A 12,953-nucleotide genomic window follows, 5' to 3' on the forward strand; every position below is an offset into this window, starting at 1 on the left:
GCTTGACCCCGTGACCCCCGCAGAGCTCTCCCACACCGTCCTGCGTGCCGTGCGGCGCGCGGTCGACGATGGTGAGCTCGATGCTGCCGCGGCGGAGCCGGGTGCCGGGCGGATCGTCGTGGAGCGGCCCCGGCCCGGCGGGTACGGGGATTACGCCACGAACGCCGCGTTGCAGCTCGCCCGGCCCGCCGGTCGGCCCCCGCGGCACGTCGCCGAGGTCCTCAAGGTCTATCTGGGGGAGAGCGAGGGCATCGCCGGTGTCAGCGTCACCGGCCCCGGGTTCCTCAACCTCCGCCTGCGGGACTCCGCCGCCTCCGCCCTCGTCACCCGCATCCTGCGCAGCGGCCCCCGCTACGGGTTCGCCGATGAGCACGATGAGCACGATGAGCACGATGAGCACGATGAGCACGATGAGCCTGATCATTTCGGCGGGCCCGACCCCGATGGGCCCGCCCCCTACACACCCCCCACCCCCCAGCCCCACCCCGTCCCGCTCCACGCCCCCCACGAGATCCGGGCCCTCGTCGTCATGGACGCCACCGCCCGCATCCTGCGTTCCCAGGGCACCCCCGTACGGACGAGCTGCGACGCCGCGCCCCGCCCGGAGTGGACCCGGATCCTCGGCGTCGAGGTCGACGCCGCCACCCGTACCCCGGGCACCCCAGACACCCCGGGCACCCTCACCATCCGCCCCACCCCAGCCCGCCCCCGCACCCCCGCCGGCCCCCCCGCCCTGGACCCCGTCTCCCTGGGCCGCGACGCCGCCCGCTGGGCCCTGCTCCATCCCGCTCCGCACGACCCCCCGCACCTCGGCGACCAGCAGCGGGACAACCCGCACCTCCTCCAGCGGGACAGCAACCCCCTCTTCCGCGTCCGTTACGCACACGCCCGCACCCACGCCCTGCGCCGCAACGCCGCCGACCTGGGGTTCAGCGCCGAGCCCGGTGCCGTGCACGGTCAGGAAGACCTGCTCGCCGCCCTCGCCGATCACCCCCGCGTCCTGCGCGACGCCGCCCGCCACCGCGCCCCGGACCGGCTCGCCCGGCACCTCGTCGAGGTCGCCGGTCTCTTTCTGGCGCGCCTCGACGCCACCGTGCTGCCCCAGGGTGAGGAGAAACCCTCGGCCGCCCACCGCGCCCGGCTCGCGCTCGCCGAAGCCGTCGGGACGGTGCTGGCCGGCGGCCTGACCCTGCTCGGCATCGACGCCCCCGCACACCTGTAGAGAAGACGAAGAGAGCGCCCCGCAGTCATGAGCCGTTCCGCACACCCCGCAGGCCCCCGTCACGCCGACGTGCTGCCCGACGGGCACTACACCGCCCCGCCCACCGACCTCAACGCCCTCGATCCGAAGGTGTGGGCGCAGACCGTGACCCGTAGCGCCGACGGTGGCGTGCGCGTCGGCGGGATCGAGGTGGCCCGGCTCGCCGAGGAGTTCGGCACCCCGGCCTACTTCCTCGACGAGGCCGACTTCCGCGCCCGGTGCGCCGCCTGGCGGGACGCCTTCGGGCCGGGCGCCGACGTCTTCTACGCCGGCAAGGCGTTCCTCTCCCGCGCCGTCGTGCGGTGGCTGCACGAGGAGGGGCTCAACCTCGACGTCTGCTCCGGCGGCGAACTGGCCACCGCCCTCTCCGCCGGGATGCCCGCCGAGCGCATCGCCTTCCACGGCAACAACAAGACCGAGGAGGAGATCGAGCGCGCCGTCGAGGCCGGCGTCGGGCGCATCGTCCTCGACTCCTTCCAGGAGATCGTCCGCGTCGCGCACATCGCCGACAGCCTCGGCAAGCGTCAGCGCGTGCAGATCCGGGTGACCGTGGGCGTCGAGGCGCACACCCACGAGTTCATCGCGACCGCGCACGAGGACCAGAAGTTCGGTATCGCGCTGGCCGGCGGCCAGGCCGCGGAGGCCGTGCGGCGGGCCCTGAAGCTCGATGGCCTCGAACTCATCGGCATCCACTCGCACATCGGCTCGCAGATCTTCGACATGGCGGGCTTCGAGGTCGCCGCCCGCCGCGTCGTCGGCCTGCTCGCCGAGGTGCGCGACGAGCACGGCGTCGAGCTGCCGGAGATCGACCTCGGCGGCGGCCTCGGCATCGCGTACACCAGCGAGGACGACCCCCGCGAGCCGCAGGAGATCGCCAAGGCGCTCGAGGAGATCGTCACGCGCGAGTGCGACGCGGCCTCGCTGGCGACGCCGCGGATCTCCGTCGAACCGGGGCGCGCCATCGTCGGGCCGACCGCCTTCACGCTCTACACCGTCGGCACGGTCAAGCCGCTCGACGGGCTGCGCACGTACGTCTCCGTCGACGGCGGCATGTCGGACAACATCAGGACCGCGCTCTACGACGCCGAGTACACGGTCGCCCTCGTCTCCCGCCGCTCCGACGCGGAGCCGATGCTGGTCCGCGTCGTCGGCAAGCACTGCGAGAGCGGCGACATCGTCGTGAAGGACGCCTTCCTGCCGGCGGACATCGCCCCCGGTGACCTCATCGCGGTCCCGGCCACGGGCGCGTACTGCCGCTCCATGGCCAGCAACTACAACCACGCGCTGCGCCCGCCGGTCGTCGCCGTGCGCGACGGCGAGGCCCGGGTGATCGTGCGGCGCGAGACGGAGGAAGATCTCCTGCGTCTCGACGTCGGATGATGAAATATCTGTCTCATCATCCGGACCGGGGACAGAAAGCCCGGTCCGGTGGGTGAGACTGGTTGCACCGTTAGAGAACCGTAGAGAACCGTAGAGAACCGAAGACCGTAGAGAACCGCGCGAGCAGGCGCGGCGGCGGAAGTAGTAGAGGAAACGAGGTCGGATGATGCGTACGCGTCCGCTGAAGGTGGCGCTGCTGGGCTGCGGGGTAGTCGGCTCAGAGGTGGCGCGCATCATGACGACGCACGCCGCCGACCTCGCCGCCCGTATCGGTGCTCCGCTGGAGCTCGCCGGAGTCGCTGTGCGCCGCCCCTCCAAGGTGCGCGAGGGCATCGACCCCGCCCTGGTGACCACCGACGCCACCGCCCTCGTCAAACGGGGCGACATCGACGTGGTGCTCGAAGTCATCGGAGGGATCGAGCCCGCGCGGACCCTGATCACCACCGCCTTCGAGCACGGCGCCTCCGTCGTCTCGGCCAACAAGGCGCTGCTCGCCCAGGACGGCGCGGCCCTGCACGCGGCCGCCGTCGAGCACGGCCGCGACCTGTACTACGAAGCGGCCGTGGCCGGCGCGATCCCGCTGATCCGGCCGCTGCGCGAGTCCCTCGCCGGGGACAAGGTCAACCGCGTCCTCGGCATCGTGAACGGGACGACCAACTTCATCCTCGACGCCATGGACTCCACGGGCGCCGGATACCAGGAAGCCCTCGACGAGGCCACCGCGCTCGGGTACGCCGAGGCCGACCCGACCGCCGACGTCGAGGGGTTCGACGCGGCCGCCAAGGCCGCCATCCTGGCCGGCATCGCCTTCCACACCCGCGTCCGCCTCGACGACGTGTACCGCGAGGGCATGACCGAGGTGACCGCCGCCGACTTCGCGTCCGCGAAGGAGATGGGCTGCACCATCAAGCTGCTCGCCATCTGCGAGCGGGCCGCCGACGGGGGCTCGGTCACCGCGCGCGTGCACCCCGCCATGATTCCGCTCGACCACCCCCTCGCCTCCGTGCGCGGCGCGTACAACGCCGTGTTCGTCGAGGCCGAGGCGGCCGGGCAGTTGATGTTCTACGGACCCGGTGCCGGCGGCTCGCCCACCGCGTCCGCCGTTCTCGGCGACCTCGTCGCCGTCTGCCGCAACCGCCTCAACGGCGCGACGGGACCCGGCGACTCCGCGTACACGCAACTGCCCGTCTCACCCATGGGCGACTCCGTGACGCGGTACCACATCAGCCTCGACGTGGCCGACAAGCCGGGTGTGCTCGCCCAGGTGGCGACCGTCTTCGCCGAGCACGGTGTCTCCATCGACACCGTGCGGCAGTCGGTACGGAAGAGCAGCGGCGACGAAGCCGCCATCGAACAGGGTGGTGGCGGACGACGGGCGGGCGGCGAGGCGTCTCTCGTCGTCGTCACCCACCGCGCGGCGGACGCGGCCCTCACCGGGACCGTGGACGCGCTGCGTCAGCTCGACACCGTGCGCGGTGTCGCCAGCATCATGCGTGTCGAAGGGGAGTAGCAGCGATGACCGGAATGACCCACCAGTGGCGCGGCATCATCGAGGAGTACCGGGACCGGCTCCCGGTGACCGGCACCACGCCGGTCGTGTCGCTGCGCGAGGGCGGCACGCCGCTCGTGCCGGCGCAGGTGCTCTCCGAGCGCACGGGCTGCGAGGTCCACCTGAAGGTGGAGGGCGCCAACCCGACCGGTTCCTTCAAGGACCGCGGCATGACCATGGCCATCACCAAGGCCAAGGAGGAAGGCGCGCAGGCCGTCATCTGCGCCTCCACCGGCAACACCTCGGCGTCCGCCGCGGCCTACGCCGTGCGCGCCGGCATGGTCTGCGCCGTGCTCGTGCCCCGCGGCAAGATCGCGCTCGGCAAGATGGGCCAGGCCCTGGTCTACGGCTCGAAGATCCTCCAGGTCGACGGGAACTTCGACGACTGCCTGAACCTGGCCAGGAGCCTGTCGGAGAACTACCCGGTGGCGCTGGTCAATTCGGTCAACCCGTTCCGCATCGAGGGCCAGAAGACGGCCTCGTTCGAGATCGTCGACGCGCTCGGCGACGCGCCCGACATCCACGTCCTGCCGGTCGGCAACGCGGGCAACATCACGGCCTACTGGAAGGGCTACAAGGAGTACGCCGCCGACTCGGTCGCGTCGCGTACACCTCGTATGTGGGGCTTCCAGGCGTCCGGTTCCGCGCCGATCGTGCGCGGCGAGATCGTCAAGGACCCCTCGACGATCGCGACTGCGATTCGCATCGGGAACCCGGCCTCGTGGGACTTCGCGCTCGCCGCGCGCGACGAGTCCGGCGGCTTCATCGACGAGGTGACGGACCGTGAGATCCTGCGCGCCTACAAGCTGTTGGCGTCCCAGGAGGGTGTCTTCGTCGAGCCCGCGTCGGCCGCGTCCGTCGCCGGTCTGCTGAAGGCGGCCGAGCAGGGCAAGGTCGACCCGGGCCAGCGGATCGTCTGCACCGTCACGGGCAACGGTCTCAAGGACCCCGACTGGGCCGTCTCCGGCGCTCCGCAGCCGGTCACCGTGCCGGTCGACGCGTCCGCCGCGGCGTCGCGCCTCGGTCTCGCCTGACCGCGTCCGCCGCGCCGGGCGCCCGTCGGCCGGGCGCGGCGACCGCGGGGGTGCACAGGGGGCTTACGACACGCATCGTGCGCCTCTTGTGCGCCCTATGTCGCCACAGAACCTTCCTTCGATAGGCTGTACCGAACCCGCCCGCCGCATATGCCGCGGTGCCGCCGCCGTTCCGTCGTTCTCCGGCGTCTCCCGCCGTGGCTCCGTCGTTCGCGGCCCGGGTGCCGACGTACGCAGCACAAGACATCGGAAGTCTCGGAAGTTCTCGAACACCTCGACCGTCGTACCTCTCGCAGATCTCGTCAGTCCCGCCGTCTTCGAAGTTCCCGAAACGTCCCGCAGCTCAAGGAGAGTCATCGAGCGATGGCCGGTCCCGCGTTCCGCGCCGCCGCCGTCAGGGTGCGCGTCCCCGCAACCAGCGCCAACCTCGGCCCGGGCTTCGACAGCCTCGGCCTGTCGCTGGGGCTCTACGACGACGTCGTCGTCCGGGTCGCCGACTCCGGGCTGCACATCGACATCGCGGGCGAGGGCTCCGAGACCCTGCCGCGCGACGAGTCGCATCTGCTCGTACGGGCCCTGCGCACCGCCTTCGACCTGCTCGGCGGGCAGCCGCGCGGCCTCGAGATCGTCTGCGCCAACCGCATCCCGCACGGCCGGGGCCTCGGCTCCTCCTCCGCAGCCATCGTCGCGGCGGTGGTCGCCGCGCGCGCCGTGACGATAGGCGGCGACGCCCGGCTCGACGACGCGGCCCTGCTCGAACTCGCCACCGAGATCGAGGGCCACCCCGACAACGTGGCGCCGTGCCTGCTCGGCGGCTTCACCATCGCCTGGACGGAGTCCGGCGCGGGCCGCGCGGTCCGCCTCGACGCCTCGCCCGCCGTCGTCCCGGTGGTCTTCGTCCCCGGCAAGCCGGTCCTGACCGAGATGGCGCGCGGCCTGCTGCCGCGCACCGTGCCGCACGTGGACGCCGCCGCCAACGCGGGCCGGGCGGCCCTGCTCGTCGAGGCCCTCACCCGGCGCCCCGAGCTGCTGCTGCCGGCCACCGAGGACCGTCTGCACCAGGACTACCGGGCGCCGGCCATGCCGGAGAGCGCCGCGCTGGTGGAGCGGCTGCGGGCCGACGGCGTGCCCGCGATGATCTCCGGGGCGGGCCCGACGGTCATCGCCCTGGTGGAGGACGGGGCGGCCGACAAGGTCGCCCGGCTGGCCGGGGAGGGCTGGGCGGCGAACCGGCTGCCCCTCGACGCCGGCGGGGCCACGGTCCTGCCGCTCGGCTCGAACCCCGATTGATCGCGAACAACGGTTGCCGGATGACGAGAGGGGGAATGTTTGTTGGATCCGGTAGTGTTAACCTCAAGTCTGCACCCGACCTCACCATGGCGAGGTGCTGTGTGTCCCCGTCAGGGACAACCATTCTTCCGGGAGCCTCCCCAGCATTTCCGTACAGCGTCCTTCTCTGCGGGGACGCGGTGCTGAAGGCCGGCGAGCATGCTCCGGAACCGGCGTGACCGAGCCGCGTGACACAGATATCCAGTGCACCCGCGGAATCGCGAAGCGCCGTCACCAATGAATTCTTCCGCCTCATCGGCGGACAACCGCCCCGGCACGGTCCGTACAGGCAGGACCACCGCCGGACAGCACGACCGGTCGCCGAGCCAGACAGGCCGACGCCCGCTCCAGGGAAGGACCCTTCGTGAGCGACACCACCGATCTGATGGGCGTGACTGCCGACAGCTCCGCTGCCGCGCCCGCCGCGTCCGCAGGGGATGCCTCCGCTGCGCCTGCCCGGCGGCGCCGCGGTACCGGCCTTGACGGCATGGTGCTGGCCGAGCTGCAGCAGGTCGCATCGGGCCTCGGTATCAGGGGCACCGCGCGCATGCGCAAGAGCCAGCTGATCGAGGTCATCAAGGAGGCGCAGTCGGGTGGCGGCGCCTCCGCGAAGAGCGCCGACGCCGCCGAGACGAAGCCGAAGCGCCGGGCCACCTCCAAGGCCCGCACCGGCGAGGAGCCCGCGGCCGACGCCGCGCAGGCCACCGCGGGCGGCAAGGCGGAGAAGGCCGAGGCCGGCGACAGCGCCGCCGCCAAGGCGAAGAAGGCCGCCGCGCAGCAGCAGATCGACATCCCGGGCCAGGGCGCCGGGGACGAGCAGCCCGCGGGTGAGCGGCGCCGTCGCCGTGCCACCTCGGAGGGCGGCAGCCCGGAGACCGTCACGGCCGAGGCGACGAACGTGAAGACCGAGCCCAAGCAGGACAAGCAGGACGGCGCCGAGCCCAAGGGCGACGGCGGCGGCCAGGAGAACAGCGACGGCCGCCGTGAGCGGCGCGACCGCCGGGACCGCGGTGAGCGCGGCGACCGCGGTGAGCGCGGCGAGCGGGGCAACCGCGACCGCGACCGCCGGGGCAAGGGCGAGGACCAGGGCGGCCAGGGCGGCCAGGGCAACAAGGACCAGGGCGGCGGCCGGCAGCAGCAGGGCGGCGGCCGGCCGGACCGCGACCGGGGCAACGGCCCGCAGGACGACGGCTACGACGACGACGGGGGCGGCCGCCGCGGCCGCCGGGGCCGCTACCGTGACCGCCGTGGCCGGCGCGGCCGCGACGAGCAGGGCTTCGGCAACGAGCCGCAGGTCTCCGAGGACGACGTCCTGATTCCCGTCGCGGGCATCCTCGACATCCTCGACAACTACGCCTTCATCCGTACGTCGGGCTACCTCCCGGGCCCCAACGACGTCTACGTCTCCCTCGCCCAGGTCCGCAAGAACGGCCTGCGCAAGGGTGACCACGTCACCGGTGCGGTCCGCCAGCCCAAGGACGGCGAGCGCCGCGAGAAGTTCAACGCGCTGGTGCGGCTCGACTCGGCGAACGGCATGGCGGCCGAGTCCGGCCGCGGGCGCCCCGAGTTCAACAAGCTCACCCCGCTGTACCCGCAGGACCGGCTCCGCCTGGAGACCGACCCGGGCGTCCTGACGACCCGGATCATCGACCTCGTCGCGCCGATCGGCAAGGGCCAGCGCGGTCTGATCGTGGCCCCGCCGAAGACCGGCAAGACCATGATCCTGCAGGCGATCGCCAACGCGATCACCGTCAACAACCCCGAGTGCCACCTGATGGTCGTCCTGGTCGACGAGCGTCCGGAAGAGGTCACCGACATGCAGCGGTCGGTGAAGGGCGAGGTCATCTCCTCGACCTTCGACCGCCCGGCCGAGGACCACACCACGGTCGCCGAGCTCGCCATCGAGCGCGCCAAGCGGCTGGTGGAGCTGGGCCACGACGTCGTCGTGCTGCTCGACTCGATCACCCGTCTGGGCCGTGCGTACAACCTGGCGGCCCCGGCCTCCGGGCGCATCCTCTCCGGCGGTGTCGACTCGACCGCGCTCTACCCGCCCAAGCGCTTCTTCGGCGCCGCGCGCAACATCGAGGACGGCGGCTCGCTGACCATCCTCGCCACCGCGCTGGTCGACACCGGCTCGCGCATGGACGAGGTGATCTTCGAGGAGTTCAAGGGCACCGGCAACGCCGAGCTCAAGCTCGACCGCAAGCTCGCCGACAAGCGCATCTTCCCGGCGGTGGACGTGGACGCGTCCGGTACCCGTAAGGAAGAGATCCTGCTCGGCAGCGACGAGCTCGCGATCACCTGGAAGCTGCGCCGCGTGCTGCACGCGCTCGACCAGCAGCAGGCGATCGAGCTGCTCCTCGACAAGATGAAGCAGACGAAGTCCAACGCGGAGTTCCTGCTCCAGATCCAGAAGACGACGCCGGCGCCGGGCAACGGCAACGACTGACGCTTCCCGGAACCGGGTTCCGTACGAAGGGCTGGGCCCCGCCGCAGACGCGGCGGGGCCCAGCCCTTTCGTTTGCGTCCGAGACCTTCACCACAGACACAAGGATCCGGCCCCTGGGAGAAGCATGCGGTCCGCGCCCACAAAGCCGCAGGTGAGAGCGGTGCGGGAGAGTGGTCCTGCTACGTTCCGTCGCCGATTCGTCCCACTGTGCGCACACCGTGCTGTGCAACCCTTCATGCCGGTTCGCCGTCACACCGAGTGAAGAGCAAAGCGGACCGGAAGAAGCACAGATCTGCGAGGAGCCCATGCCCGACCGTGACAGCAAGCCCGGGCGCCGGCGCGCCAAGGGCCGCCGCCGCAAGCCGCGCCCGGGGCGGGGCAGAGCGCTGCGCGTCGTGGCCTGGAGCGCCGCCGGCGTCGCCGTCCTCGGCGGCACCGGCCTCGGGTACGTGTACGTCAAGCTGAACGGCAACATCAAAAGCGTCGACATCAACCAGGCCCTCGGCGCCGACCGCCCCGAGAACGTCGACAACGGCTCGCAGGACATCCTCGTGCTCGGCTCCGACAGCCGCGCCGGCAGCAACAAGAAGGCGGGCGGCGGCACCGACGACGGCAGCGCCCGCTCGGACACCGCGATGGTCGTCCACATCTACCAGGGCCACAAAAAGGCGAGCATCGTCTCCATACCCCGGGACACCCTCATCGAGCGGCCCTCCTGCACCGACAAGGACGGCACCGAGCACCCGGCGCAGCACGACGCGATGTTCAACAGTGCCTACTCCACCGGCGGCGCGGCCTGCGCGGTCAAGACCGTCGAGGCCATGAGCGGCATCCGCATGGACCACTACGTCGAGGTCGACTTCAGCGGCTTCCAGGACCTGGTCGACGACCTCGGCGGCGTCCAGGTCACCACCCGCAAGGCCATCGACGACCCGGACAGCCACCTGGAGCTCTCCGCCGGCGCCCACCAGCTCGACGGCAAGCAGGCCCTCGGCCTGGTCCGGACCCGGCACGGCGTCGGCGACGGCAGCGACCTGGGCCGCATCCAGCTCCAGCAGGCGTTCATGAAGGCCCTGATGGACCAGATCAAGCACGTCGGCGTCCTCAGCAGTCCCAAGAAGCTGTACGACCTCGCGGACACCGCCACCAAGACCGTGACCACCGACTCCGAGCTGGCCTCCGTCAAGGACCTGACCTCGTTCGCGAACGGGCTCAAGGGCCTCGGCGCGAACGACATGAACATGGTGACGCTGCCGGTGCAGTACGACACCGCCGACGCCAACCGGGTCCTGGTCGACCGGGCCAAGTCCGACCAGGTCTGGAAGGCGCTGAAGGCCGACCGGGCCGTCCCCAGGTCGGCGGGCCGGGGCACCGCCGCCGGCACCGCGGACGGCGTCGTCGAACAGCCCGGGGAATAGATCCGGACGTACCCCGGTTTTGGGAGATGCGGCCAGTCCTGGCAGACTGGTCCGTCGGCTCCGGTTCACGCTCCCGCAATTCCGCGTCAGCGACCCGGCGCCCTCCCGAACCTAGGAGACACCTTGAAGCGCGACATTCACCCCGAGTACTTCGAGACCCAGGTCAGCTGCACCTGTGGCGCCTCGTTCACCACGCGGAGCACCATCGACTCCGGCACCATCCGTGCCGAGGTCTGCTCCGAGTGCCACCCGTTCTACACGGGCAAGCAGAAGATCCTCGACACCGGTGGCCGTGTGGCCCGCTTCGAGGCCCGCTTCGGCAAGGCTGCCGCTGCCAACAAGTAGCGAGGCTTCAGCGCCGGTCTCCGGTGCCCCGATCGCTGGGGCACCGGGACCGGCGCTTTGCGGTGCAACCCCTTTTGCCCTTGGAATGACACAGCACCCCGTACCCGCAGGAGCCGGAGATGTTCGAGGCCGTCGAGGACCTCATCGGAGAGCACGCCGATCTGGAAGGCAAGCTCGCGGACCCGTCGGTCCACGCCGACCAGGCCAACGCGCGCAAGCTCAACAAGCGCTACGCAGAGCTCACCCCGATCGTCGCGACGTACCGCTCCTGGAAGCAGACCGGCGACGACATCGAGACCGCCCGTGAACTGGGCGCCGACGACCCGGACTTCGCGGCCGAGGTCAAGGAGCTGGAGAAGCAGCGCGAGGAGATCACCGAGAAGCTGCGGCTGCTGCTGGTGCCCCGCGACCCGTCCGACGACAAGGACGTCATCCTCGAGGTCAAGGCCGGCGCGGGCGGCGACGAGTCCGCCCTGTTCGCCGGCGACCTGCTGCGGATGTACCTGCGCTACGCCGAGCGCGTCGGCTGGAAGACCGAGATCATCGACGCCACCGAGTCCGAGCTGGGCGGCTACAAGGACGTCCAGGTCGCGGTGAAGACCAAGGGCGGCAACGGCGCGACCGAGCCCGGCCAGGGCGTCTGGGCCCGCCTGAAGTACGAGGGCGGCGTGCACCGCGTGCAGCGCGTCCCGGCGACCGAGTCCCAGGGCCGCATCCACACCTCCGCGGCCGGTGTGCTGGTCACGCCCGAGGCCGAGGAGGTCGACGTCGAGATCAACATGAACGACCTGCGCATCGACGTCTACCGCTCCTCCGGGCCCGGCGGCCAGTCCGTCAACACGACCGACTCCGCGGTGCGCATCACGCACCTGCCCACCGGCGTCGTGGCCTCCTGCCAGAACGAGAAGAGCCAGCTGCAGAACAAGGAGCAGGCGATGCGTATCCTGCGCTCCAGGCTGCTCGCGGCCGCGCAGGAGGAGGCGGAGCGGGAGGCCGCGGACGCCCGCCGCAGCCAGGTCCGCACCGTCGACCGCTCCGAGAAGATCCGCACGTACAACTATCCGGAGAACCGGATCTCCGACCACCGCGTCGGCTTCAAGGCGTACAACTTGGACCAGGTGCTCGACGGTGATCTCGACGCCGTGATCCAGGCCTGCGTCGACGCGGACTCCGCGGCGAAGCTCGCCGCCGCATAACTCTCGTAGATCAGCTCGGAGGACCAGCGTGCAGCGACATCTCGGGGGGCGGCCCCCCAACCCCCGCAGCGTGCTGCTCGCGGAGGTGGCGCAGGCCACCCGCCGCCTCGCGGACGCGGGCGTGCCCTCGCCGCGCAACGACGCGGAGGAGCTCGCCGCCTTCGTGCACGGTGTCAAGCGGGGCGAGCTGCACTCCGTCAAGGACGCGGACTTCGACGCGCGCTACTGGGAGGTCATCGCGCGCCGCGAGGCCCGCGAGCCGCTCCAGCACATCACCGGCCGCGCCTACTTCCGCTACCTGGAGCTCCAGGTCGGGCCCGGCGTCTTCGTGCCGCGCCCCGAGACCGAGTCGGTCGTCGGCTGGGCCATAGACGCCGTGCGCGCCATGGACGTCGTGGAGCCGCTCATCGTCGACCTGTGCACCGGCTCCGGCGCCATCGCGCTGGCGCTCGCCCAGGAGGTCCCGCGCTCGCGTGTGCACGCCGTGGAGCTCTCCGAGGACGCCCTGAAGTGGACGCGGAAGAACGTCGAGGGGTCCCGGGTCGACCTGCGCCAGGGAGACGCCCTGGAGGCCTTCCCCGACCTCGACGGCCAGGTCGACCTCGTCGTCTCCAACCCGCCCTACATCCCGCTCACCGAGTGGGAGTACGTGGCACCCGAGGCCCGGGACCACGACCCGGACATGGCGCTCTTCTCCGGCGAGGACGGGCTCGACCTGATCCGCGGCATCGAGCGCACCGCCCACCGTCTCCTTCGGCCCGGCGGCGTCGTCGTCATCGAGCACGCGGACACCCAGGGCGGCCTGGTGCCGTGGATCTTCACCGAGGAGCGGGGCTGGGCGGACGCCGCCGACCACCCCGACCTGAACAACCGGCCGCGGTTCGCCACCGCCCGCAAGGCGATGCCGTGACCCACGCGCCGCACGCCGCACGGCACGCACCCGAGCGGTCCGAGCAGTACATCCAGCAGTATGTCGAGCAGTACGCAGAGCA

Annotated in this window: 10 protein-coding genes; all 10 read left to right on the forward strand. The window is 71.6% G+C overall.

Annotated features, from left to right (window positions below; translation table 11 throughout):
- The first annotated feature begins 10 nt into the window (after positions 1–10).
- The 10 genes from nrtL (at position 11) to prmC (ending at position 12,871) form a co-directional block, all read left to right on the forward strand.
- Complete coding sequence (gene nrtL / locus ABZY33_RS18465; protein WP_356492643.1) at positions 11–1,222, forward strand: ArgS-related anticodon-binding protein NrtL; 1,212 nt, start codon at positions 11–13, stop codon at positions 1,220–1,222.
- Between the two features lie 27 nt (positions 1,223–1,249).
- On the forward strand, positions 1,250–2,641 hold the full coding sequence (gene lysA, locus ABZY33_RS18470; protein WP_356492644.1) for a diaminopimelate decarboxylase: 1,392 nt from the start codon (positions 1,250–1,252) through the stop codon (positions 2,639–2,641).
- 163 nt (positions 2,642–2,804) lie between these two features.
- Positions 2,805–4,151: a homoserine dehydrogenase gene (locus tag ABZY33_RS18475; protein ID WP_356492645.1), complete on the forward strand. Its 1,347-nt coding sequence runs from the start codon at positions 2,805–2,807 to the stop codon at positions 4,149–4,151.
- 14 nt (positions 4,152–4,165) lie between these two features.
- Entirely contained in the window at positions 4,166–5,224 is a 1,059-nt protein-coding gene (thrC, locus tag ABZY33_RS18480) for a threonine synthase (RefSeq protein WP_356492679.1), read from the forward strand.
- A gap of 363 nt (positions 5,225–5,587) precedes the next feature.
- The gene (thrB, locus tag ABZY33_RS18485; protein WP_356492646.1) at positions 5,588–6,514 is read left to right on the forward strand and encodes a homoserine kinase; all 927 of its coding nucleotides are present in this window, start codon (positions 5,588–5,590) and stop codon (positions 6,512–6,514) included.
- Between the two features lie 403 nt (positions 6,515–6,917).
- Entirely contained in the window at positions 6,918–9,002 is a 2,085-nt protein-coding gene (gene rho, locus ABZY33_RS18490; RefSeq protein ID WP_356492647.1) for a transcription termination factor Rho, read from the forward strand.
- Positions 9,003–9,307: 305 nt separating this feature from the next.
- Positions 9,308–10,420 carry an LCP family protein gene (locus ABZY33_RS18495; RefSeq protein ID WP_356492648.1) on the forward strand — a complete coding sequence of 371 codons (1,113 nt, stop codon included), beginning with the start codon at positions 9,308–9,310 and terminating at the stop codon, positions 10,418–10,420.
- 123 nt (positions 10,421–10,543) lie between these two features.
- Complete coding sequence (gene rpmE / locus ABZY33_RS18500) at positions 10,544–10,765, forward strand: 50S ribosomal protein L31 (RefSeq protein WP_356492649.1); 222 nt, start codon at positions 10,544–10,546, stop codon at positions 10,763–10,765.
- A 119-nt stretch (positions 10,766–10,884) separates the two neighbouring features.
- A complete protein-coding gene (gene prfA, locus ABZY33_RS18505; RefSeq protein ID WP_356492650.1) occupies positions 10,885–11,961 on the forward strand; it encodes a peptide chain release factor 1 in 1,077 nt (358 codons plus the stop codon).
- Between the two features lie 70 nt (positions 11,962–12,031).
- Positions 12,032–12,871, forward strand: a complete 840-nt coding sequence (gene prmC, locus ABZY33_RS18510; RefSeq protein WP_356492680.1) for a peptide chain release factor N(5)-glutamine methyltransferase — start codon at positions 12,032–12,034, stop codon at positions 12,869–12,871.
- Positions 12,872–12,953 lie beyond the last annotated feature (82 nt).

This window comes from Streptomyces sp. NPDC006552, assembly GCF_040611655.1.
Taxonomy (GTDB): Bacteria; Actinomycetota; Actinomycetes; order Streptomycetales; family Streptomycetaceae; genus Streptomyces.